This window comes from Paenibacillus sp. FSL R7-0204 (assembly GCF_038002225.1).
In the GTDB taxonomy this organism is placed as follows: domain Bacteria; phylum Bacillota; class Bacilli; order Paenibacillales; family Paenibacillaceae; genus Paenibacillus_AQ.
Window position 1 is genome coordinate 3147037 of sequence record NZ_JBBOCA010000001.1, and the last position, 23284, is coordinate 3170320.

At 50.9% G+C, this 23284-nt stretch carries 30 protein-coding genes; 25 read left to right on the top strand and 5 right to left on the bottom strand.

The window, feature by feature from the left end:
* Positions 1-32: 32 nt before the first annotated feature.
* Positions 33-1913: an LTA synthase family protein gene (locus MKX42_RS13965; RefSeq protein ID WP_340753019.1), complete on the bottom strand. Its 1881-nt coding sequence runs from the start codon at positions 1911-1913 to the stop codon at positions 33-35.
* 180 nt (positions 1914-2093) lie between these two features.
* Between MKX42_RS13965 and MKX42_RS13970 the strand changes: the two genes are divergently transcribed.
* The 6 genes from MKX42_RS13970 (at position 2094) to MKX42_RS13995 (ending at position 5409) form a co-directional block, all read left to right on the top strand.
* On the top strand, positions 2094-2348 hold the full coding sequence (locus MKX42_RS13970; RefSeq protein ID WP_340753020.1) for a hypothetical protein: 255 nt from the start codon (positions 2094-2096) through the stop codon (positions 2346-2348).
* Positions 2345-3481 (top strand): SGNH/GDSL hydrolase family protein, encoded by a 1137-nt coding sequence (locus MKX42_RS13975; protein ID WP_340753021.1) that lies wholly within the window; start codon positions 2345-2347, stop codon positions 3479-3481. The genes MKX42_RS13970 and MKX42_RS13975 overlap by 4 nt, the downstream gene beginning before the upstream one ends.
* A 17-nt stretch (positions 3482-3498) precedes the next feature.
* Positions 3499-3822, top strand: coding sequence for a DMT family transporter (locus MKX42_RS13980; protein WP_340753022.1), 324 nt, complete (start codon positions 3499-3501; stop codon positions 3820-3822).
* 2 nt (positions 3823-3824) lie between these two features.
* Positions 3825-4181, top strand: coding sequence for a DMT family transporter (locus tag MKX42_RS13985; protein WP_340753023.1), 357 nt, complete (start codon positions 3825-3827; stop codon positions 4179-4181).
* A gap of 77 nt (positions 4182-4258) precedes the next feature.
* Complete coding sequence (locus tag MKX42_RS13990; RefSeq protein WP_340753024.1) at positions 4259-4999, top strand: N-acetylmuramoyl-L-alanine amidase family protein; 741 nt, start codon at positions 4259-4261, stop codon at positions 4997-4999.
* Positions 4999-5409 (top strand): AAA family ATPase, encoded by a 411-nt coding sequence (locus MKX42_RS13995; RefSeq protein WP_445669320.1) that lies wholly within the window; start codon positions 4999-5001, stop codon positions 5407-5409. Before MKX42_RS13990 ends, MKX42_RS13995 begins: the two co-directional genes overlap by 1 nt.
* Here MKX42_RS13995 and MKX42_RS14000 read toward each other — a convergent pair whose 3' ends face one another.
* A complete protein-coding gene (locus MKX42_RS14000; RefSeq protein WP_340753025.1) occupies positions 5410-5943 on the bottom strand; it encodes a CDP-alcohol phosphatidyltransferase family protein in 534 nt (177 codons plus the stop codon).
* 190 nt (positions 5944-6133) lie between these two features.
* Between MKX42_RS14000 and MKX42_RS14005 the strand changes: the two genes are divergently transcribed.
* The 7 genes from MKX42_RS14005 (at position 6134) to MKX42_RS14035 (ending at position 12252) form a co-directional block, all read left to right on the top strand.
* On the top strand, positions 6134-7015 hold the full coding sequence (locus tag MKX42_RS14005; protein WP_340753026.1) for an AraC family transcriptional regulator: 882 nt from the start codon (positions 6134-6136) through the stop codon (positions 7013-7015).
* 106 nt (positions 7016-7121) lie between these two features.
* Positions 7122-7742 (top strand): immunity protein Imm33 domain-containing protein, encoded by a 621-nt coding sequence (locus MKX42_RS14010; protein ID WP_340753027.1) that lies wholly within the window; start codon positions 7122-7124, stop codon positions 7740-7742.
* Between the two features lie 116 nt (positions 7743-7858).
* Complete coding sequence (locus tag MKX42_RS14015) at positions 7859-8701, top strand: GNAT family N-acetyltransferase (RefSeq protein WP_340753028.1); 843 nt, start codon at positions 7859-7861, stop codon at positions 8699-8701.
* 16 nt (positions 8702-8717) lie between these two features.
* Complete coding sequence (locus MKX42_RS14020; protein ID WP_340753029.1) at positions 8718-9632, top strand: phosphotransferase; 915 nt, start codon at positions 8718-8720, stop codon at positions 9630-9632.
* 174 nt (positions 9633-9806) lie between these two features.
* The gene (locus MKX42_RS14025) at positions 9807-10238 is read left to right on the top strand and encodes a hypothetical protein (protein ID WP_340753030.1); all 432 of its coding nucleotides are present in this window, start codon (positions 9807-9809) and stop codon (positions 10236-10238) included.
* Positions 10239-10420: 182 nt separating this feature from the next.
* Entirely contained in the window at positions 10421-11443 is a 1023-nt protein-coding gene (locus MKX42_RS14030; RefSeq protein WP_340753031.1) for an ATP-binding cassette domain-containing protein, read from the top strand.
* A complete protein-coding gene (locus MKX42_RS14035) occupies positions 11440-12252 on the top strand; it encodes an ABC transporter permease (protein ID WP_340753032.1) in 813 nt (270 codons plus the stop codon). Before MKX42_RS14030 ends, MKX42_RS14035 begins: the two co-directional genes overlap by 4 nt.
* Before the next feature lie 92 nt (positions 12253-12344).
* On the opposite strand, the gene MKX42_RS14040 is transcribed toward MKX42_RS14035, so the two are convergent.
* Positions 12345-12869 (bottom strand): GNAT family N-acetyltransferase, encoded by a 525-nt coding sequence (locus MKX42_RS14040; RefSeq protein WP_340757689.1) that lies wholly within the window; start codon positions 12867-12869, stop codon positions 12345-12347.
* Between the two features lie 86 nt (positions 12870-12955).
* A complete protein-coding gene (locus MKX42_RS14045; protein ID WP_340753033.1) occupies positions 12956-13474 on the bottom strand; it encodes a hypothetical protein in 519 nt (172 codons plus the stop codon).
* A 166-nt stretch (positions 13475-13640) separates the two neighbouring features.
* Between MKX42_RS14045 and MKX42_RS14050 the strand changes: the two genes are divergently transcribed.
* From MKX42_RS14050 to MKX42_RS14070, 5 genes are all read left to right on the top strand, one after another.
* Complete coding sequence (locus MKX42_RS14050) at positions 13641-14111, top strand: DUF3888 domain-containing protein (RefSeq protein ID WP_340753034.1); 471 nt, start codon at positions 13641-13643, stop codon at positions 14109-14111.
* 91 nt (positions 14112-14202) lie between these two features.
* On the top strand, positions 14203-15759 hold the full coding sequence (locus MKX42_RS14055) for an ABC-F family ATP-binding cassette domain-containing protein (protein WP_340753035.1): 1557 nt from the start codon (positions 14203-14205) through the stop codon (positions 15757-15759).
* A gap of 121 nt (positions 15760-15880) precedes the next feature.
* Complete coding sequence (locus MKX42_RS14060; protein ID WP_340753036.1) at positions 15881-17005, top strand: PTS transporter subunit EIIC; 1125 nt, start codon at positions 15881-15883, stop codon at positions 17003-17005.
* Between the two features lie 16 nt (positions 17006-17021).
* Positions 17022-17945, top strand: coding sequence for a DUF7638 domain-containing protein (locus MKX42_RS14065; RefSeq protein ID WP_340753037.1), 924 nt, complete (start codon positions 17022-17024; stop codon positions 17943-17945).
* Positions 17946-18019: 74 nt separating this feature from the next.
* Positions 18020-18517, top strand: coding sequence for a YcxB family protein (locus tag MKX42_RS14070; RefSeq protein WP_340753038.1), 498 nt, complete (start codon positions 18020-18022; stop codon positions 18515-18517).
* 74 nt (positions 18518-18591) lie between these two features.
* Here MKX42_RS14070 and MKX42_RS14075 read toward each other — a convergent pair whose 3' ends face one another.
* Positions 18592-18963 carry an iron chaperone gene (locus tag MKX42_RS14075; RefSeq protein ID WP_340753039.1) on the bottom strand — a complete coding sequence of 124 codons (372 nt, stop codon included), beginning with the start codon at positions 18961-18963 and terminating at the stop codon, positions 18592-18594.
* A 212-nt stretch (positions 18964-19175) separates the two neighbouring features.
* On the opposite strand from MKX42_RS14075, the gene MKX42_RS14080 reads away from it, so the two are divergent.
* The 7 genes from MKX42_RS14080 (at position 19176) to MKX42_RS14110 (ending at position 23144) form a co-directional block, all read left to right on the top strand.
* Positions 19176-19640 (top strand): hypothetical protein, encoded by a 465-nt coding sequence (locus MKX42_RS14080; RefSeq protein ID WP_340753040.1) that lies wholly within the window; start codon positions 19176-19178, stop codon positions 19638-19640.
* Between the two features lie 36 nt (positions 19641-19676).
* On the top strand, positions 19677-20069 hold the full coding sequence (locus MKX42_RS14085) for a VOC family protein (protein WP_340753041.1): 393 nt from the start codon (positions 19677-19679) through the stop codon (positions 20067-20069).
* Positions 20070-20111: 42 nt separating this feature from the next.
* Positions 20112-20744 carry a pyridoxamine 5'-phosphate oxidase family protein gene (locus tag MKX42_RS14090; protein ID WP_340753042.1) on the top strand — a complete coding sequence of 211 codons (633 nt, stop codon included), beginning with the start codon at positions 20112-20114 and terminating at the stop codon, positions 20742-20744.
* Positions 20745-20765: 21 nt separating this feature from the next.
* The gene (locus MKX42_RS14095) at positions 20766-21380 is read left to right on the top strand and encodes a class I SAM-dependent methyltransferase (RefSeq protein WP_340753043.1); all 615 of its coding nucleotides are present in this window, start codon (positions 20766-20768) and stop codon (positions 21378-21380) included.
* Between the two features lie 100 nt (positions 21381-21480).
* Positions 21481-21861, top strand: coding sequence for a hypothetical protein (locus tag MKX42_RS14100; protein WP_340753044.1), 381 nt, complete (start codon positions 21481-21483; stop codon positions 21859-21861).
* A gap of 96 nt (positions 21862-21957) precedes the next feature.
* On the top strand, positions 21958-22254 hold the full coding sequence (locus MKX42_RS14105; protein WP_340752983.1) for a transposase: 297 nt from the start codon (positions 21958-21960) through the stop codon (positions 22252-22254).
* A gap of 8 nt (positions 22255-22262) precedes the next feature.
* Positions 22263-23144 carry an IS3 family transposase gene (locus tag MKX42_RS14110; RefSeq protein ID WP_340752982.1) on the top strand — a complete coding sequence of 294 codons (882 nt, stop codon included), beginning with the start codon at positions 22263-22265 and terminating at the stop codon, positions 23142-23144.
* The last annotated feature ends 140 nt before the right edge of the window (positions 23145-23284 follow it).

Genomic DNA, 23284 nt, shown 5'->3' on the forward strand with positions numbered 1-23284 from the left:
GCTGTGTGAAGGATGGTGCCTATTGTCAGTTCTTATTCGTCCTCCGGCGGATCTTCAACTACCCGGTCAGGCAACTGCGTCACATAGCTGTCGGACATGCGGAGCAGTTCCAGCGCCCGGGTGAATTCATCCTCTGTCGATTGAAGCAGATCCGTCCCGTCACCGGATAACGTATAATGCTGGCCGTCCTCGAACCCGCTGCCTGACAGGAACAGCTCTTCATTATTAACGAAGGAACCCGTAGGCAGATAATAGCGCTGCGGCAGCAGGTTGTATGCTGTCTGATTAAGCAAATCCTGTCCGAAGTGGATATGATAGTCCAGCGGGACCCCGAGCAGATTCGCAACGGTCGGCAGAATGTCTACCTGGCCGCCTAATTGCTCCTTCAGTGCCGGTGTCGTAACACCAGTGGCTGAGATGATGAGCGGTATATTAATCAAATCACGCTCATTATAATCATGCTCCAGGATTTCCTGCAGCAGGACTTTATCCCCATCCTTCAGTGAGAAAATCGGAAGTCCCCGGTGATCGCCGTAGAGAACCACTACGCTGTTATCCCATACCCCGCTGCTCTTAAGCTCCTCTATGAACTGGCCCAGCGCATAATCCGCATAGTTCTCAGCCCGGATATAGTCGCCGACCAGCGTTCCCTCGTAACGTTCCGGCAAGGTCATCTTGTATTTGCTCTCCGGGATGGAGAACGGATTATGCGACGACATCGAGATTACATGGGCATAGAACGGCTGTTCACGCTGGTCCATCCGCGCAAGCTCCGCAGAGGTCTTTCTGTACAGGACTTCATCCGAGGAGCCATAGAAGACTGCATCCTCTTCGCCGAAGTAGGTTTTGTCGTAATATTGATTGAAGCCCAGCGCCTTGTACAGCTCCCCGCGGTTCCAGAACTCCACATTATTGGTATGAAAAGTCGCGGTATCATAGCCCTGGGCCTCCAGCAGCTTCGGCAGACTCGGCAGCTCCTTCGGGGCATACTTATCTGTGGCCGGACCGTCCGGCGGCACATAAAAGGAAGTGTTGACGATGAATTCGGCATCCGAGGTATTGCCCTGGCCTACCTGCTGAAAGAACCGGGGGAAATAGTAGCTCCCGCCCGCCAGCTTATTCAGGTTCGGCGTGATTTCGGTTCCGTCCACCGACAGATTGATCAGGAAGTTTTGGAGCGACTCCATCTGCAGGATGATCAGATTCTTACCCTTGGCAGCCCCGAACAAGACCGGATCAGCCTTCGGCTGGATGCCCTTCGTCATGTCAATGCCGGCCTGGGAGATCTGCGCAGGGTCCATAGGCTCCTCTGCGGGTTCGCGCAGCAGGGCGTAGGCTTCATAATTGAGAATGCCCATTTGCTCTGCCTTAACATTCTCATTCATACTGGCTTTGTTGGGGAAAATATTCATCATACACAGTATAAGCGAGATGCAGAACAGGATAGCCACCGCCTTGCGGTTGCTGGGGCGGGACATGGAATGCTTCCAGGCAAGCGCTTTTTTGCGTCTGAGCATGATCAGGCTGATGATAATGATGTCTACAAATATAAGCATATATTGTGGATGAACGACGGCGAATATACTTTTTTTGACGGCGCCTACCTGCTTGACCTGACCGAAGACTTGTGACGTAGCGATCATCCCAAAATGATTATGATAGACGATGAGAGAGAAGAACAGGACGGTAATGAGCAGATTGACGATCAGATAGATGGCGACCTTATGCCTCGTGGCGAACCATTCGATGAGGCAGAAGAACAGCAGCACGAACGGGATTTCCTTCAGCCAAGTGGTCCAGGTCGGACCGTCCTCAAACAGGTAATACCAGGCGAAATAACTCTTCACGAGCATAATCAGCGAGAAGAACAGAATCGACCTTTTTCGAAGAGAACGTGATTCCTTGTAAGGCATTGCGTATGCGCATCCTTTTCTATATAATCCATTAATTTTATTACAAGGCCGAGTTCAAAATCAACCGGATTTAAGGGCGGTTTGGTGAAAAATAAAGGTGAAAATTCGCCGCATATACGTTATTCTCTAAGAAGCATCCGGGAAGTTGAACCGTTGATAAACGAAGCAGGAGGAACAACCATGACAAAAGAATTCTCGCGCCAGTATACAGACAGTGTGAAGCAGGAACTATTGAGCAGACTCGGCCTGAAGCAGGTGTATTTCAAGGGACAGCAGGGCGAGGACCTGTTATATGAAGCAACGGGCTTTGACCGCGGGACCTCGCATAAGTTCTGTGTTAGAACGCGGAAGGGCACCGTTGATGAATGGGTAGGCGGGAAGTGGATGAAGGTCCGCAGCTTCTCAATTGCCAGCAAACAGGAGGGATTAGAATGAGCAGCCATTCCCATTTGCAGTTACAGGTACAGCCTTTGACAGAGATCAAGCATCTGAAGATTCATGGCAGAACGACCGGAGCGCTTAACCCCCTGACGTTATTCTGGACGGGCAGTGCGATAGAGGTGAACCTCCGGGCCGCCGAGCTGTGGCTTGAAGTGGAATCCGGTTACGATCATCACGAGTCTTGGATTAGTATATTGATCAACTCCGTTCCCGTCAGCAGACAGATGGTGAATGCCGGAAGGCACTGGATCTGCGTATTCAGAGGGATGAACCCTGAGCGGGTGAAGAATATCCGGATTGTAAAAGAGGTCCAGGCGATGAGCGGCGATCCCGGCTCTTATCTTCAGTTCCATGCGGTCCGCACAGACGGCAGCTTCCTGCCTGTTGAAGCGAAGCCGTACCGGCTGGAGTTCATCGGTGACAGCATCACATCAGGTGAGGGCGTCATTGGTGCCAAGAGCGAAGAGGACTGGATTCCCGCCTGGTTCAGCGGCGTGCATAACTATACAGCGATCACTGCCGAGGCTGTGCAGGCCGAATTCCGGGTGATCTCACAGAGCGGATGGGGCGTGCTCTCCAGCTGGGACAACAATCCGCGGGGTAATATCCCTGATATCTACGAGCAGGTTTGCGGTCTGCTGACCGGTCCCCGTAATGAAGCGCTTGGGGCGCATGCGATGAATGATTTTGCGGCCTGGCAGCCGGATGTGGTAGTAGTCAACCTGGGTACCAATGATGACGGCGCGTTCAACTCCCCCGAGTGGCTGGATGAGGACACCGGACGTATCTGTAAGCAGCGGCTGAATGAAGACGGAAGCTATCATGAGGAGGATCTGGCCGCCTTCGAGACCGCAGTCACGAGGTTCCTGGCGAAGCTGAGAAGCTATAACCCCGGGGCGCATCTTCTCTGGGTGTATGGAATGCTGGGCCTCTCCCTGATGCCGGCGATTTACCGGGCGGTGGATGGATACATGAGGTCTACGGGCGACAAGAACGTGTCGGTGTTCCAGCTGCCGAATGTGACGAATGAAACGATGGGAGCGCGAACCCATCCGGGCCTGCCGGCACACGAGCAGACAGCAGGGGAGTTAAGCGGCTATATCCGGGGTCTTTTGTCAGGGTCATAGATTAGGAGGCAAAACCATTGAATGCTTATGTGTTACTATCCTTAGCGATTGTGAGCGAGGTCTTCGGCAGCTCTATGCTTAAGGCATCGAACGGGTTCAAAAAGCTGCTTCCCTCCATGGCGGTGGTCGCTGGTATGGGCCTGGCATTCTTCAATCTGTCCCTGGCGCTGAAAGAAATCCCTCTCGGGACAGCTTATGCCATCTGGTCTGGCGTGGGAACGGCGTTAACCGCACTGGTTGGCGTGCTGGTCTATAAGGAACGGCTGAATGTGCGAAAAATAGCAGGCTTAATCCTCATCATTGGCGGTGTGGTTCTGCTGAAGCTGTCAACGGGGGTGTAGAGATGAGAGGTTATTTAGCGCTAAGCATCGCTATTATTTCAGAAATCTTCGGTACGACGATGCTTAAGCTCTCCGATGGATTCAGCAGTGTGCTGCCGTCGATCGGAGTAGTGCTTGGGATGGGCCTGGCTTTTTACTGCTTATCGATCAGTCTTCGCACCATACCTCTGAGCCTGGCTTATGCCATCTGGTCTGGCGTGGGGACAGCGCTGACGGCATTGATCGGCATCCTGATCTGGAATGATCCGTTCAATCTGCTCACCGGCATTAGTCTGCTGATCATTATCGGAGGCCTGGTACTGCTGAATTCACCGGAGAAGGCTGGCGGGGAAAACGCCCCTGAAGCTGCAGAGAATTAGGTCTTGCTGATCAAGCCTTCGGTATGCTGAAATGGAAGTAGCAACGTGCAGGAAGTGAGCGAGAAGGAGCAACCGGAATGAGAAAAGTGTATCTGATAGCCGCCGTATGGCTCAGCCTATTGCTGCTGGCGGCATGTAGCGATGGCACCGGCAGCGGTTCTGGCGGGAAGCTTGCCGATACAGGTCTAAGTGCAGCCCCGGCAGAGGATTCGGCCATTCGTGTACCCCGAAGTACGAGTCGACCGCAAAGCAGCAGCCAGCCCTACCTGGGCAGGGTTTATAAGGTTGTGGTAGATCCGGGCCACGGCGGGGAAGATCCCGGGGCAGTCTCTGTCAGCGGACGTATGGAGAAGGACTTCAACCTTAGCCTATCAGAGAAAATTGCAGCCAGAGTGGAGCAGTACCCGGAGCTTGAGACCCTGCTTACCCGGACCGGGGATGCTTTTATCTCCTCACAAGATCTGTTCCGGCCCCAGTTCGCCAACAACCTGCCTGCAGACCTGTTCATCTCCATTCATGGCAATACCTATGAGGATGCATCGGCATCGGGTACAGAAACCTTTTATTATCATGAAGAATCCTTGGCTTGGGCCGAGACGATACATAAGCATGTCATTCAAGCTACCGGCCTCAAAGACCGCGGCGTGAAGAAAGGGAATTTCTTCGTGCTGCGCGATACGGTAATGCCGTCGGTGCTGCTGGAACTGGGCTATTTAACGAATCCCGGCGACGAGGCGAAGATGTGGACCTCCGGGTTCCAGGAGAGCGTGGCCTCTGCTGTTGTGGATGCCGTTAGGGAGTATCTGGGGCTGGAGTGATGGATCACTATGATGTCAAAATGCACAAGGAGAAGCCTATGAACCGGATTTTAATTCTCGGATCAGGAGGATCAGGCAAGTCTACCCTGGCCCGTAATTATTCAAGGACCATGGATAGCAGACTCAAGCGCGCGGATGTCATTATTTTTCTGGATTCACCCCGGATATTGTGTATGTACCGGATTGTGAAGCGTCGTCTTATGTACCATAACCAGACTAGACCGGATATGAACGAAGGCTGCCCGGAGAAGCTCGATTGGACTTTTGTGAAATGGGTCTGGAACTATAAGGCACGAAGCCGTGCTGTCACCCTGGAGAGACTCAAGCAGACCGGAGCTCACCAGCAAGTGCTGATCGTAAATACAAGGCGGCAGGTCAAGGAGTTGCTTCATCATTTCGCAGAATGCTGATCAACGCCGCACATACAGCCCCTTGCGGTCCAGCTGCAGCTCACTTGAGATCAGAAGCAGGATAAGTTCCTCGATTGCAGATAGAGTGGCTACTAAGCATACAACTATTGTCCAGATCGCCTGATTCACATAGGGAAGCAGCAACGGTGTAAGGAATAGCAGTAATCCGGCTAGCTTGTTCCCGTAGGTATGAATGCTGCCGTAGGTGCTGAATTTGCGCAGCGCGGTTAGGATGGAGGCTCCCCGGATGACGGCAATCAGTACGACCCACAGGATGAGGCCGAGGGTAATACCAAGGAACGGATATAAGGTATAGAGTGCAGTGCCTGCCAGTGTCATGTCGGCCACGGAATCGAGCTTGGCACCGAGGTTGCTATCCGTACCGGTCATTCGGGCAATAGGGCCATCCAGCAGATCGGTAATTCCGCACAGCAGGTAGACTACAGTGAAGCCAGTGCCCAGTGGTACCAGGTACAGCAGCAGAAGGGCCAGCCCGATCCGGCTGAGCGTGATGCAGTTGGGGGCAAGCTTCATGGCAACCTCCCTTTTTAACCGTGTAATGGGGATTTCCTGTCTAGCTTATTCGTATATATTCTATGCTTCATTATGCCTCTGAATTTGCGGATTGTCTTGAATAGAAAGTACCCGTTAATATGGTGCAGGAACTGTCGGATGCATTCCCTGCGTAGCTGTTAATCTGATGGGGAGGAAAGGGAGGTGCACGATGAACCTGCTGGAAGATATGAATGCCGCACTCTTCTACATTGAAGAGCACCTGGACGACGAGATCGATATGAAAGTGGCTGCGGGCTTCGCGTTATGCTCGGAGTATCATTTTACACGGATGTTCTCCTTCCTGGCCGGTATCCCGCTCTCGGAATATATCCGCCGCAGACGTCTCACGCTGGCTGCCTTCAAGCTGCAGGGGAGCCAGCACCGGATTATTGATGTTGCCCTGGAGTATGGATACACTTCGCCGGATGCATTCACAAAAGCCTTTCAGCAGCTTCATGGCGTAACGCCTTCAGAAGCAAGAACGGCAGGGACACCCTTGAAGGCCTTTCCTCGAATGACCTTTCAGTTAACCATTAGAGGAGGCAATGAAATGAATTACCGCATTGAGGAGAAAGAGGCCTTTCGGATCGTTGGACTTAAGAAAAGGGTAGCCATCCAGTTCAGCGGGGTGAACCCGGAGATCGCTGCCATGTGGCAGAGTCTGAGTATGGAGATGATAGGGGAGCTGAAGGGGCTGTCGAATATCATTCCGGCCGGGATGATCAGCGCATCCGTGAATTTCCCGGAAGGACGGATGGATGAACGCGGGGAGCTGGATCATTATATTGGTGTTGCCACCACGCTGGAAGCTCCGCTATCCTATGCCAAGCTTGAGGTTCCTGCGTCCACGTGGGCTGTATTCGAAGCAGTGGGGCCGTTCCCGGACACACTTCAGAATATCTGGGGCAGGATCTACTCCGAATGGTTCCCCTCTTCCAATTACGAGCAGGTCGAAGGGCCGGAGCTTCTATGGAATGAAAGCAAGGATACCAGTTCGCCAACATTTAAAAGTGAAATATGGATTCCGGTGCGGGAAGCAGAGCGCCCTTAACGGTGCAGGTATCCATCCAGAGCAGCACGGTCTCCAATCAGAATGAATAGTGCCTCCTACAATCGGGTAATGGTAGTCTAGTATAACTAACTAGGAGGCATACTTCATGGAGTGGACTTTGGAAGATGTGGAAGAGACGAGCAGGCTACATCCTGAGTCGTTTTTTATTCCTGTAAGACAGGAGCGGGAGACACAGGGCACGGGGAGAATGGTGCGGCTGCACTTCATGCTGGCCCATCCGGCTGAAGGGCAGCCACGTGCTGAACGGATGTGGGTGGAGATCACCGGGAGAGATCCGGTTACCGGGCGGTACACAGGCGTCTTGACCAATACACCCGGGGTGATCCAGTCGCTGAAGCTCGGAGATCCGGTCGAATTCGAACCCAGACATATCGCGCAGACCATCCTTCGAAAAGGAGACCCTGCATGGGTCGAAGCCGGAGAGAAGGCGGCTATGGTCACCAGGCAATGCCTGACGCCAGGCAGCGGTGTGCGCTGGATGTACCGGGAGGCCGCTACCCGTGAAGAAGACAGCGGCTGGCGGCTGTTCACCGGAGAAGAAGATAACGCTTATCTGAGCGACCCGAAGAATACGGCCATCATGAATGTGTATGATCTGATCGACCGGGACCCGAGCTTGCTGGAGCCTTTTAAAGGAGCTGTGGGTACAGCGTTTGAACGGAGCGGGCCGGACACCGCTTGGGTAGAGGTGAAGAATTGGCGGTGAGCATGATATACTAGGCTGGCGGACACAGGTGACTGTGGCCCCGGCTTTTTTGAAATATAGAATTTATATGTTTCACGCTATACATAACAGGTAATTAGCTGAGAGGAAGGATTAGAATGATTGAATTACAGGCTAGTGAGTATAGTAGGATCGAGCATCTTATACCGCATAGAGAAGGAGAGTTCATCTTTGTATTTGTTCATGGGGTGATAGATCTTAATCAGCCAGGCAGAATATTTGTGAATAAGCTAGATCAGCCGACGGCTGGGCTTGTCACAAGCCGAGGAGGGAAATATTATCTGTTCGGGCAGGAAGATGATGAGCAGTTCAATCGAAGCTTGCTTGATTTCTTAGCCAATCCGGCCAATCACGCGAATTTCTATGATTTGTACTTCTCCTCCAGTCCATGGCTTGCGCTGCTCAAGGAACCGTTGAAAGACAACACAGTGGAGCTCAGTAGAACACATTATAAGATGAACAGCAATGCTAAAGCTCCTGCTGACATCCAGGAAGACTCTGGAGAATTTATTTTAACTAGAATTGATGAGCAGTTGTTTGGACGCTACATTCAGGAGATGGACGATAGTTACCGATTACTGTGGACTTCGGCTGAGACCTACCTGGACAGGGCCTTTGGTTATTGTTATTTGAATGAGAGCGGATTTGTAAGCGCGTGCAACACTTTTTATGTGGGTGGCGGCTATATTGAACCGGATATCATCACACACCAGGATTACCGCAATCAAGGGTTGGCGTTCAGACTGTGTCAAGAATTCATAGCGCTTGGCCATCAGCGGAAGCTAACAACGTATTGGGATTGTGATACCGGCAATACTGGCTCCAATCATCTGGCCGCTAAGTTAGGTCTGGTGAAGGTAGGCGAAGTTCCTATTCTGTGGTGGCATGAGAGTAAGGAAGTCATTGTGAAATATTTAGCCACTTACAACTATAGTACATAAGGGAGGCAGACAATTTATGGGAGAAACGAATGTATGGGATGCGGAGTGGGAGGTTAACGAAGAGCAGGCGCGGACGCTGATCGGCAGACAATTCCCTCAGCTGTCATCGAAGCAGGTGAAGCGATTGGGCTGGGGCTGGGACAATACGGTTTTTCTCATCGGTGACGAGTACGTGTTCCGGTTTCCAAGAAGAACGTTTGCCGTTGGCGCGATTCGGATGGAAGGGAAGCTGTTGCCGGAGCTGGAGGCCTATTTGACCATCCCCTATCCGAAACCGCTGTTTTATGGCGAACCAAGTGATGAATACCCGGCACCATTCCTTGGCTATGCCCACGTGCCAGGCGATTTCCCAATCGGTCTGACGGAAGAACGCCGGGCTTTATCGGCAGAGACGCTGGCGGAATTTTTGCGGAGATTGCATGAATTTCCGGTGCAGACGGCGCTGAAGTGCGGAGTTCAGCAGGATCATCGAAGCTTGACGGACATCGCATCGCGCAAAGTGAAGATGGAGGGCTTTCTATCGAAGCTGGCTGAACACTTGTCGCCGGAGGAGTCCGGTGCGATCGAAGCGTATCTTAGCAGGCTGCAAAAGGACCGTGTCGAGACGGTGAATGTACTGCTTCATGGCGATCTTCATTTCAAAAATATGCTTGTGAATGAGAACGGGATCGTCTCCGGCATCATTGATTGGGGCGATCTGAGCGTAGGCCATCCGGCTTGCGATTTGAGCGTTGCTTATAGCTTTTTACCACCTTACGCCCGCGGTGTGTTTTACGAAACGTACGGAGGAGCAGACGAGGAGACGAAGCTGCTGGCGCGGCTGATCGCGGTATACATCCCCATGCTGATCTTCATGCAAGCGGTCGATGACGGGAATGAAGCGATTGCGGCAGAGGCGAAATCCAACATCATGCGGGCACTGTCGGATTAGGCTCATTATTCCGTTGCGGCTAGAATTTAACATAGCCTTTTGAAAATACACATTGTGGAGGTGACCAACCTGAGGCCCATATATTACTTGCTGCTGGCCGTACTGCTCATAGCTGGCTGTAGCACCAATAAGGATGCACAACCCGCTCCAGAGCAGACGGAGATATTGGGAGAAATGCCTGAAGAGATGCCTGCGGATTTCGATTTTCTCGTCCGCTACGGGTATGGGGAGGTCACCAAGAATGAGATCAATACGTATCAGGATAGCGTGGTCAAAGATCTGATTATGAACGGAACGGCCACAGCGGATATTACGCTGACCGAAGATGAAATGCGCAGCATCTATGAGCGGATGAGAGGCATCCACATCATGGGGAAGCTGGAGCTTGTGCCCCTCAAGCAGAGCTGCGCGAGGGTACCTTACCAGGAAGACAGCTGGAGGATCACCGTCAACGGCTTCACACGGAATTGGTCCTGGTCCGGCGAGAATTGTGAGTTAACGGAAGATGCAGAGCAGCTGCTGGAGCTGCGGAATTTCATTGCAGACATTGTAGCAGGTAAAGAAGAGTACCAGGCATTACCCGAAGCTGAAGGCGGCTATGATTAAGGAGAACAGCATATAGAGTGTACGACTGCAAGCGTACTCCCCAAGTCCGATCCCAAAGGATCGGATTTTTGCTTTAATGGGATAGGGATACAGCAACCGGATAGAGTAGGAGGGGGTTTAAATTCAGTTTAAATATGTCGGTTACTATCCTTATAGATTCAGCAATCAAGGAGGAATAAAGCATGAAGCAGACACAATCAGCAGGGCAGGGCGGCAGCTACGCCATTGAAGCGCAAGGATTGGTCAAAATTTACGGGAGCAACCGGGCCGTGGATGGTGTGGATCTCAAGGTTGGCACAGGAATGATCTATGGGGTGCTGGGTCCCAATGGTGCCGGGAAGACAACCGTAATTCGCATGCTGGCGACCCTGCTGCAGCCTGACGCAGGTTCGGCGCGTATCTTCGGACATGATGTGGCAAAAGAACCGCAGATCGTGCGTCAGTTAATCGGAGTGACGGGTCAATATGCATCGGTGGATGAATCGCTTAGCGCAACGGAGAACCTGGTGATCTTCTCCAGGCTGCATGGCCTGGGACGTGCGGAGTCGCGCAGCAAAGCCTCCGACCTGCTGGAGGAATTCGGCTTGACGGAAGCAGCGAAGCGCCCTTTGAAGAATTTCTCCGGCGGGATGCGCCGGCGGCTGGATCTGGCGGCCAGTCTAATTGCGCAGCCGCCGCTCATTTTCCTGGATGAGCCGACAACGGGGCTTGATCCCCGGACGCGCAATCAGATGTGGGAGACGATCCGCAGGCTGGTGAATACGGGATCAACGGTCCTGCTGACGACCCAATATCTTGAAGAAGCGGATCAACTGGCGGACCGGATTGCCGTGATTGATACCGGTAAGGTGGTTGCAGAGGGCACCGTTGATGAACTCAAGAGCTCGGTGGGCAACTCCTCACTTCACCTGAAGGTGGTCCAACCGCAGCAGTTACTGAAGGCGCGGCAGATTGTGGAGCAGGTGCTTCAGGTACGCTCTAACCTGTCCGCAGAAGCAGCCAAAATTATCGCACCGATGGGGAACGTGGACCGGGTAACCGACCTTTTGATCGCCCTTCGTGAGGCAGGCATACCGCTGCTTGAGATGAGTGTGCAAAAGCCAACGCTGGATGAAGTATTCCTGACCTTAACCGGCCATGGTGTCAAGGAAGACGCGGGGTTTATCCCGGATAGTACACAGAAGAAGGAGGGAGTATTAGCATGAGTACTTTAATCAAGCCGGGTGTAGACCGTAATTTAAAAAACCATACCAGCTTCGGCCAAGTGGTACGTAATTCCTTAACGATGGCCTACAGAGGACTGCTCAAGATCCGGCGTACACCGGAGCAATTGTTTGACGTTACGTTTCAGCCGATTATTTTCACCTTGATGTTCACGTATATTTTCGGCGGGGCGATTGCCGGTGATGTGGCAAGTTATCTGCCGGTAATCATTCCGGGAATCTTGGTGCAGACCGTAATCACGACCTCTGTGGTCACCGGTGTCCAGCTGCGGGAGGACATGGAGAAAGGGGTGTTCGATCGCTTCAAATCGCTGCCGATTGCCCGGATTGCCCCTCTCGCAGGAGCACTGTTAGCAGATACGATACGCTACACGATTGCTACAGTACTCACCTTCGTAATGGGTTACATCATGGGCTTGCGGCCGGAAGGCGGGATCGGAGGGGTAGCCTTGGCAGCGGTTCTGGTCATCGGATGCTCCTGGGCCATCAGCTGGATCTTTGCCTTTTTCGGTGTGATCGCCCGCACAGCATCCAGTGTTCAGGGGATCTCAATGATCGTGTTATTCCCGCTAACCTTCCTCTCGAATGCCTTCGTGCCGGTTGATACGATGCCGAAATGGCTTCAGTGGTTCGTGAATAACAATCCGATCTCACATCTGGTCACTGCTGTCCGTGAACTGGTGAACCATGGAACGGTAGGTAGTGATCTGGTCTACTCCCTGATCGGAGCCGCTGTGATTGTAGCGGTCTTCGCTCCGATTACCGTGCGTGCGTATATGCGCCGGACATAAGTCTGGTTCAGTAAGACGTCAACGAATGCAGGGATGCATCTGTTGGCGTTTTTTTGTATGCGAAAAACCGAATACAATGTGACCAGTCAGGCTCAGGAATTTTGAGTCCATTCCGTTAGGGATAGCTCATAGTCAACAAAAGTCTGTAATTCCCCATGCTGATCTGCCCAGGCATTCTTTCGCACCGCTATTTTTCGGAAGCCGAGTTTCTCATACACATGCTGCGCTCTGGTGTTCTTTAGGTTTGTATCCAGTATAATTTTATGAAATCCCTGGGCTTCAAATAGATAACGGATCAGCATTTCTAAACACTGTGTGCCTGCCCCTTTGTTTTGTTGGTTGAAATCACAGATTTTGATACCAATCTCCGCCACATGTCCAGAAACCGCACTGTAGCTCATTTCTCCTGCAGGAGCACCATCGATTTCCAGAATCAAACGGCCTTTCCGTTCAGAGTCTCTCCCGGTCTGCAATTGGGTTAACACCTCTTGTTCAGTAATTCCTAAGCCCTTAGGAAATCCGGCATGTGCCATGACTTCTCCATCGTTCCACCAGTTGCATAACAGCTCTGCATCGGCTACTGTTGCATCCCGGATGACCAAGTTACCTTGTTGCATATACAATCTCTACACCTCCATGATTCCAAATGAGCGTAGCTTCATCGTAGCATGCCATGACTTCCGCGAGAATGGAGAGTATTGTTTTATACAAATTGTATTAGGTTTAAGAGTACTAGCAGCGATAGATTCAGCAGCAGCCCCAGTATAGATAATTTGTTCCGCTTAACAATTCCAAGCACGCTGATGCAAACAGCGAACAGCAGAAGGAAGTATACCAGATACAGGGAAGTGTCAGCGTAGAGTGCTAAGACCTTAGACCCTGCGTCATTCACAAACTCGCCCTCGTACAGGTTCTTGTACCTGCGGTTAGCATAAATTAATACACTGGTAATACAAACGGAGGATAATAACACAGGAATAGCAGTTAGACCTCTTGTCTTTTTCTCATATCTGCCTGCTGTAACGGACCAAACTCCATAGATGACAAATCCCGAAAGCAGGCAGATGAAGTACATCTGATAGAACATCATCCCTTCCTCACGGTCCCCGGTTCCGCCCCCATCCGGTCCTGAAGCATATAATAATAAGTTGGTTATGACCAGCATGAAATTTAGGAGCGCGTATTTAACGGCACTAATTCCTATTCCCTTAATTTCTAACATTCTTACCTCCGCTTAATTGTCTGATTCTCCCGTTGTGCTATTGTCACTTTTTTGTTATGAGCTATATTATTTGAATACCCTCTAACCAATATAATATATGCTTTTACATACTTCATCCCCCTTTAGGCAAATTAATACTATACCTATTGACCAAAGGGAGAATTTAATGAGAAGAAATCTACAAGTCATTACCATACTGCTAATGATCGCGCTTATAACCAACGGGCTAGCACCAGCTCAACGTACCGCAGCAGAACCGCCGTCACAGTTACAGAAGCCACAGGCTGACTCCAGGGAGCTACAGCTGCAAGACATGCTTGTGCTGCAATTGCTTCCCTATATGGATGAACAGTTGAAGGCGGCCTATTTTAGTCTTTTGACTACACCTCCTCAGTTGTATCCGTATCTGGTTCAAGTAGAGCAGGTAGAGAGGTTGAACGGCTTCCGCGGCTTTGACTTTCGGATTACGCTGAGAGCCTTCCCTACAGTGGGACCGCATATCGGTGTGGGCGAAGATCTGTTTACGTATAGAATCTCATCATCACAAGTGAAGCTTGTAGAATACAAACATTTAAACGGACCCGAGCGGTACAATTTCCCTCCAAATTACCTGGACATGTGGAGAAAGAGTAAATGAAGGCACTTTTTTCAGAAACCTTCTGGAGTTGTGGCGCGTTAGCCTTTATAATATGACGAGAATATAGAATAAAGGAAAAGGTGTTCACTTCATGAGTATATTAAATGTAGAAAAGCTAAGTCACGGGTTCGGCGACCGGGCGATCTTCACCGATGTCTCCTTCCGTCTGCTGAAGGGCGAGCATATTGGTCTGATTGGTGCCAATGGTGAAGGTAAATCCACCTTCATGAATATCATTACCGGTAAGCTGCAGCCGGACGAAGGCAAGGTGGAATGGGCGAAACGGATGCGCGCCGGTTATCTGGACCAGCATGCGGTGCTTCAGCAGGGGCAATCCATCCGGGATGTGCTGCGCGGCGCCTTCCAATATCTGTTCGATATGGAACAAGAGATGAACGATATGTACGGCAAGATGGGGGATGTGACCCCTGAGGAGCTGGAGCAGCTGCTGGAGGATGTCGGAACGATTCAGGACATGCTGACCAGCCAGGACTTCTATATGATCGATGCCAAAATCGATGAAACCGCGCGTGGACTGGGCTTAACCGACATCGGTCTGGACAAGGATGTCAACGACCTCAGCGGCGGTCAGCGGACCAAGGTGCTGCTGGCGAAGCTGCTGCTGGAGAAGCCGGACATTCTGCTGCTCGATGAGCCTACGAACTATCTGGATGAACAGCATATCAACTGGCTGAAGCGTTATCTGCTGGATTATGAGAATGCCTTCATTCTGATCTCGCATGACATTCCGTTCCTGAACAGCGTGATCAACCTGATCTACCATATGGAGAACCAGTCGCTGTCGCGTTACGTGGGCGATTATGAGTATTTCCAGCAGGTGTACGAAGCGAAGAAGTCGCAGCTGGAATCCGCGTTCAAGCGCCAGCAGCAGGAGATTGCCGATCTGAAGGACTTCGTAGCCCGCAACAAGGCCAGCGTAGCGACCCGCAATATGGCGATGTCCCGCCAGAAGAAGCTGGATAAGATGGAGGTCATCGAGATTGCCAAGGAGAAGCCGAAGCCGCAGTTCAACTTCAAGCAGGGGCGGACCTCCGGCAAAATGGTTTTTGAGACCAAAGATCTGGTGATCGGGTATGATTCCCCATTATCGCGTCCGCTGGACCTCAGCATGGAGCGGGGCCAGAAGATTGCCCTCGTCGGTGCGAACGGTATCGGTAAAACCACGCTGCTGCGCAGCATTCTCGGGCAGATTCAGCCCATCTCAGGATCAGCCCGTCTTGGCGATCTGCTGGAGATCGGGTATTTCGAACAGGAAATGAAGGAATCGAATTACAACACCTGTATCGAGGAGATCTGGAACGAATTCCCGTCCTACTCCCAATTCGAGATTCGTGCAGCGCTGGCGAAGTGCGGCCTGACCACCAAGCATATTGAGAGCAAAATCGCTGTCCTGAGCGGTGGCGAGAAGGCCAAGGTACGTCTGTGCAAGCTGATTAACCGGGAGAGCAATCTGCTGGTACTCGATGAGCCTACCAACCATCTCGATGTCGATGCGAAGGAAGAACTGCAACGTGCACTCAAAGCCTATAAAGGCAGCATTCTGCTGATCTCCCATGAGCCTGAATTCTACCGTGATATCGTGACCGATACCTGGAACTGCGAATCATGGACGACCAAAGTCTTCTAGAGAACCGAGCCGGCAATAACGCCGGTGTTGAGCTTGACCCGTAGGAGGGTACTTTGCGAAAAGTGACTCTTGCGGGTCATTCGTATTACAGTGGAGTGGAGTAAGAATGCAGGGGGATCATATGAACGTTGTGAATGAGGAGACAGTCGTGAAGCCATCCAAACGCAGTCTGGTCAATATCATTATTGACGGCATTTCTGGTATCTTTCTTCCCATAGTTAATATATTGAGCGCGGCAGGAATCATGAAGGGTCTGCTCGCAGGTGCGGTTGCGCTGGAGCTCATCAGCAAGACCGAAGGCACCTATACGGTGCTGAATGCCATGGCGGACAGCCTGTTCCATTACCTTCCGCTGCTGCTGGCGTTTACGGCAGCCCGTAAATTCGGGGCCAATCCTTTTACGGCGGTCGTGATAGGCGGAGTTATGCTATATCCCAGTCTGACTACACTATTTGCGAACAACGAAGTCATTGAGTTTATGGGTATGAGCATTAGGCCGGTGAATTATCCTGCAAGCGCTATTCCCATCATCCTGGCGGTAGGCCTGCTGGTCTATGTCGAGCGATTCTGTGTCAAAATATTGCCGGAGGTCATCCGGGGCTTCTTCACTCCGCTGATCTCCGTGATCGTGGTATCGTCGGTGACGCTGCTGGTATTCGGACCGATGGGAGCGCTGGCCGGGGATGCCCTGGCAGACGGGTATCGTACAGTGTATAATTTCAGTTCAGTCGGAGCCGGAATGGTGCTGGGGGCGATCATTCAGCCGATGGTGATCTTCGGACTGCACTGGAGTCTGGTGCCGCTGGCGATCAACAACATCAGCACGGGTGGATCAGACACGATCCTCGCGCTGATGGGTCCCGCCGCATTTGCCCAAGCGGGAGCAGCGCTGGCAGTATTCATCAAAGCCAAAGACAAGCAGTTCCGCACCTTAAGCCTGTCGGCATCGATATCGGCCTTGTTCGGTGTCACCGAGCCTGCAATGTTCGGGGTCAATCTGCCGCTGCGTAAGCCGATGATTATTGTCTGCATTGCAGGCTCGATTGGCGGCGGGATGGTCGGGATGTTCGGCTCGTCTGCGATTTCGTTCGCTTTTCCGGGGCTGGCTACGCTGCCTGCTTATCTGGGGGAAGGGTTCGGCGGCTTCCTGATCGCATGTACCACCGGGTTCCTGATTGCCCTGATTGCAACGCTGTGCGTGAAGCTTGGACCGGAGCCAGTCGTCGAACCACTTGCCAAATCCTAGCTAAGGGGGATTACAATTGAGAGCGATTAGAAGAACCAAGACGGTGGAAGGGACTTCCATTCCCGGAATCATCCATAACGGAGGAAGTTACTTCTATATTAATGTAGATGTGTACGAAGACGGCATGGTCAACTGCTGGGAGCTTACAGATCTTAAGGGCTTATCCGGCAAAATAAATTCAGGCTGGTTAACGCCGGCCGTCCCCTCCGGGAAGCAGCTGTCCATTCATGGACTGGGTGCGTATACGGTAGAGTCGGCAAAGTGGACTTACAACGCTGCAAGCTATTACCAGCATATTCAGGAAACAGTGAGCCTGCTGAACCCGGACCATACGAATATCTATGAGATTTCGGACCGGGAGCAGGAGCAGAGTGAAGCGCGCCGGATTGCGCATTCACCTTCCTCTACGGAATTCTATGTCAACAGCGAAATGTTCTACCAGACGACGGAGGGCAAAAGTGTCCATCTGTTCATGAAGAATAGCGGCGCAGTATACCTGGTCGATGTTGTGATATACAAGGACAGAAAGGTAGCGGTCTATAACCTGCCTGCTGACGCAGAATATACGCTGGAGGAGCTGGACGCGCTTGTTGCAGATAAGACCTTCTTCACGACAATGGATACTCCTGTAACGGTACATATTCTGCAATTGGGCGAGGTTACATTAGGCGAAGCCCTATACTCTGCCGATGCACAGGAGAAGCTCAAAGAGCTGCATAACCTCCACAAGCAGCTGAACGGCGAGCAAACGGCGCATGAAGCGTGCCGGGCTGCCTATTATGCTTATCTGGAGAATCCGGGTGAATACTACCGGGAGCAGCTTCGAATCAAATATGAGCTTGTGCCGGAGCATGAACGGATGTATCTGGGCGATATGGATACGAAGGATTGGGATTACCAGCGAATCCTGTATCATCCCGAAGAGACACGCGAAGTGTGAACGGGGCAGGATTTTCTACGCGTTGGATGCTATACTACTATAAGTGATGAAGTGAAGAGATAGAGGGTGGCAGGATGGAGACAATCAGCTTTCATTATGGACGGCATATTTCCAAGGTGGCGCGGGCATTATATTTCCACTCGTGGAAATCTATACTATCGATTGGCGTTCAAGCGGTATTTATAGCGGTGTGCATGATTCTGTATACTCAGAACCAGTCGGTCATTTTGCTCGGCATATCGATTACGCTGGTTCTGACTATGGGAATGTCAATCGTGATGCGAACCTTGCTTTTACCGAAGATATTGTCGGCAGATACAAGGTACAATAAGGAATTTGAATATCTTTTCGGTGCAGAGGGGATCAATTTCAGTCCGGAGAAGGACGCGTCCGTCATGACCTGGGGCTCTTTCACCCGGGTATGGGAGAACCAGAGCTACTATCTGCTGTTCTATGGGCCACAGGAATATTGGTTCGTTGCGAAGCAATCGTTCGAGGATGCCGCACAGGAGCATAAATTCAGAGCGTATGTGTCAGATCACCGCAAGATTGTCAGTGGCGTGATTTGGTGACAAAAAAGAAGGACATGCTATATGGCATGTCCTTTTCTGCATCTGGGAGCGTGAGAGCGGGTACTTAGCCGCAGCTATACCCGCCAAAAGCTTGTGCAATCCGCCTTGTCGGCAATATTATACTCGATTAACTGTCTCAGCAGGCCGTAATCCACCGGATTCGTCCATTTCATGCGGATCAACAGCTTGGTGTGATCTACTCCGCCTTGCTTCAGGACCTCCTCGAAATGATCCATGCCTGCTTTTTCCGGGGCGACAGCCATATGCCCTTTGGCTACACTGAAGCCGATAATGTATGTTCCGTGATCGGTGAACATCGGCTGGTTCCAGCCGATTCTCGGTTCGAGCTGCGGGAACTCCTGCAACACCCAGGAGAGTACTTCCTCCACCGTATCCCGGTGAACCGGATTATCGATCTTCGCCAGATACTCTGCAAACACATCCATGGTTCGTCCTCCTGATCTATGTCAGCCCTTATGCCATCATAATATCTTGTAGCCGCAGGATAGTCAAAAATTTTAATGAATAAATTTGATTAACCATCACAATGGGAGGTGTTGAATGATGAAGGAGTAGGGCTCCCTTCCTCATTCCAGCATTTCCCTGTATGATAGAAGAAGCTAGTTGTTCTTCAGGATAAATGAGGAGGGGGTAAGGGATGGAAAAGGTGATCGTGTTCAAAGGTAAGCGTCCTGCTGAATTGCTGGCGACCATAGGCTTGGTTGTCGCGATGTTAATTTGGATTCGCTTGTTCCTTCGGTTCGACACACCTACTCTGCTGAAGCATATCTTGGTCTATCTCGTCATAGGGATCTTAATCGTCCATATAGGAGTTATGATCTATCGTCTACTGACCTTTAACCGGGCGTTCAACATAGAAATAAAACCGGAAGCCCTGCAGATCAAGAATATAGAGATTGAAGCCTCTACTATTAAGCGGATTTTCATCAAAGGCTACTTCATGCCTGTAATCGCAGTTAAGCCCAGAGCCTATCTGCTGGTTACTTATAAATATTGTTTTCGCTTCCCGGATCAGGAAGATCAAGGGATACGGGCGCTAACGGAATGGGCAGAGCGGCATCAGATCGAAGTGCTACATAAGAAGTTTGTTAGATGGTTGTAGTTAACGTAGGGACGGAGAACAGGAGGAGCTGATCAAATGAAAGTCACCGGATTCAGTCACATCACACTCCAGGTACGCGATCTTAAGACATCCCTGGAGTTCTATCATGGTATTCTGGGGATGAACGTTAGACATCACGGCCGAATAGATGCCTATTTGGAGTGGGGGAACGCTTGGGTCTGTCTGCTTGAACGAACGGTTACGAAGGAGCCGTTAGGCGAATACGCCGGGATGGATCACGTAGCTTTTTATATCGCAGAGGATGATTTCAATGAAGCTGTCGGCATCTTGCAGAAGCATCACGTTGAGATCGTCAGAGGACCTGTTCAGCGGGGAACCGGCTGGTCAGTGAATTTCCTGGACCCGGATGGAATTCAGCTGGAGCTGCATACTTCCACTCTGGATGAACGGATGCAGGTCTGGCGTTAGGCGGAGTGGGGTCAATATAATAATCAGAAGCGGGGATGCGGGATGAATAAACCTTTTCATGAAATGCTAACGTCGGAAAATGAGCTCAGAGAGCTTCTAGGCTATCCGAGTGAAGTGGTGAAGCGCAAATCGATCCATCAGCTGGATCATCACTGCCGTGATTATATAGCGATGTCCCCTCTATTATTTCTGTCCACAGCAGATGAACATGGCTCTTGCGATGTCTCTCCGCGCGGGGATGCGCCCGGTTCGGTGCTGGTGCTGGATGAAGGGCATCTGGTCATTCCTGAACGTCCGGGGAACCGCAGATTTGACTCTTTGCTGAATATCCTGGCTAATCCGCATATCGGTCTGATTTTTATTATCCCGGGGCTTGAAGAGACACTGCGGGTTAACGGGCAAGCCTATATCATTAAGGATGAGCCTATCCTGGATCGAATGCGAGCCCGAGGCAAGCGGCCTGCGCTGGGGATCGGGGTGAAGGTGGAGGAATGTTATATGCATTGTGCCAAGGCCTTCAAAAGATCGCAGGTCTGGGACTCCGGCACGTGGCCTGCTGAAACCTTGCTCCCGTCTGCTCCGGCCATCATCGCCGCTCATGTGAATGCAGCGGAGTTCACGGAGGAAGTGGTGCGGCGCGGGATAGAGGAGAGCTACGAGAAGCGGCTGTATTAAGAAGGGGAGTGAACGGCGGGGATGGATACAGAGAGGCTGATACGGATTTTTGACAGGCAGGCCACGGATTATGACCGTAAAAGAGATGATCCGAAGCAGCGGCGCTGGCGCCAGAAGCTAATCGGTTCTGCGAAGGGTGAGGTGCTGGAGCTTGCCGTCGGAGCCGGGGCGAACTTCCCGTTCTATCCTCAAGGCGTCAAGATCACGGCTGCGGATTTCAGCGGAGCCATGGTCGAGAAGGCCAAACGGGCAGCCGGACAGTACCGTCTGGATGCCGAGTGTATATGTGCGGATATCGAAGACATGAGCTTTGCTGCGCATTCATTCGATACCATTGTCTCCACGCTGTCCTTATGCAGCTATAAGAACCCGCTGAACCTGCTGGTGAAGCTGAACCGCTGGTGTAAGCCGGACGGCACCATCCTGCTCCTGGAGCATGGAATTGGTTCTAACATCTTGGTCACTACACTGCAACGGGCGCTGAATCCGCTCCTGTACCGCATCTATGGATGCCATCAGACCCGGGATATTCTCGGACTGGTCCGGGAGTCGGGGATGCAGATCACTAGAGTGGAGAGCTATTCGCTGAATATGGTACATTTGATCTGGGCGGGGCCAAAGGAACAACAACTATGATTTGAAGGGTAAGAGATCACGTACCTGGATACGAGGGCAAGACCGTAGGCATTAGTAAGATATTTGAGGTTCGGGCCCGCGCAAGAGGGAAGGGGAACGGATGAAGAAGAAATGGAAGATCATTTTATTTAGCTGTATTGGGGCTATTGTCCTTTTAGTCGTGTTAGGAGCATTATACGTCAATAACGTTGGATATAATAATGTGAAACACATGTATCGTTTAGAATCAACCGGTAAATCTGTTATTCGGATAGATAGCGATAGGCCTGGCCGGGAGCGCTACCTCACGAAAGAAGAGGGTGATCCACAGGAACTGTTAAAGTCACGCATGGAACGAGAAGGGTGGAAATATTCTCAACAGGAGGGATCGGGTTATTTTTTTAAGAAAGACGGCAGGGAAGAAATAGTCACTACGCAGCAATGGAATCATTTTTATATTATATATAGTTTGAATGCTGGAATTGCGAACCTCGAGGACTAGACAAGAAAACAACGCCCTACTTTGTTGATATGATCCCCCTATAGTAGACAGAAAAAAGCAAGCCGATTATTCTGTCTACTATGGAGGGGATTTTTTATGGGTGAAATGAGGAAAACGTACGATGAGAAGTTTAAGAAAAAGACAGTAGACCTCTACCTCAAAAAGGGGTTGGGATATAAAAGTGTAGCACTTGAAATGGGGATTAACGATTCCTTGGTTCGCCGATGGGTGAAGCACTTTAAGGTAGAGGGATTAAAGGGTCTTGAAGAAAAAAGAGGGAAGGCGAAAGGACCCGGAATGGGCAGACCCCGAACACGTCCCGAAGATCCAGAGACCAAGATCAAGCGCCTTGAGGCGGAAAATGAAATGCTAAAAAAGCTCTTACAGATGTGAAAGGAGGAATGGACGCTGTCCCAAGCAGCAAAAAGTTTACAGTGATTAAGGAAATGCTTCATAAGAAATACAACCTTACCCTGCTGTGCAACCTGGCTGGGGTATCTAGGAGTGGCTTTTACAAGTGGTTGAATCGACAAACGTTCGTTTCACTGAAGCAACGCGAAGACGAAGCCTTGAAGCTTAAAATCGTCGAATGCTTTGAGAAGCTAAAAGGTATTTATGGATACCGCAGGGTGAAGGTTTGGCTAAAGCGTACCTACGCCATCCACGTGAATCACAAGCGTGTACAGCGACTCATGGGCGAACTAGGACTTCAAGCAGTCATTCGGAGGAAAAGGCCTTATTACGGCAAGAAAGAGGCTTACGTCATCTCTGACAACCATCTGAATAGAGAGTGTACAGCAGACCAGCCGAACCAAAAGTGGGTTACGGATATCACTTATCTAATCTTCAACGGGCAAAGGCTGTATTTGTCTGCGATTAAAGATCTGTTTAACAATGAAATTGTAGCGTACCAGATTAGCCCTAAGAATGATTTAAAACTGGTATTTGATACGGTCAAAAAGGCGAGAAAACGGCGTGATACTGAAGGGGTTCTTTTGCACAGCGACCAAGGATTTCAGTATACTAGCCGCCAATACAGCAGCCTACTGAAGCGATACGGTATAAAGGCCAGTATGTCCCGAAAGGGAAACTGCTGGGACAATGCCTGTATGGAGAACTTCTTTGGTCATTTTAAAGCCGAGTGTTTCTACCTCCACTCCTTCCACTCTGCTAAGCAGGTGAAGCATGCTGTGCAGCAATACATCCATTTTTACAACCATGCACGTTTCCAAACGAAACTAAACAACCTGAGTCCTCATGAATACCGAACTCAGGCTGCTTAAATATTGCTTTTTTATTACTGTCTACTTGACAGGGGTCACTTCATGTAAAGGGGGCGTTATTTTAGCATGATACATTGCTTGGTTATCGGGACTTGATTGAGTACAATTGATAGTATTCTGAGCCTTATTAAGTCTGAGTA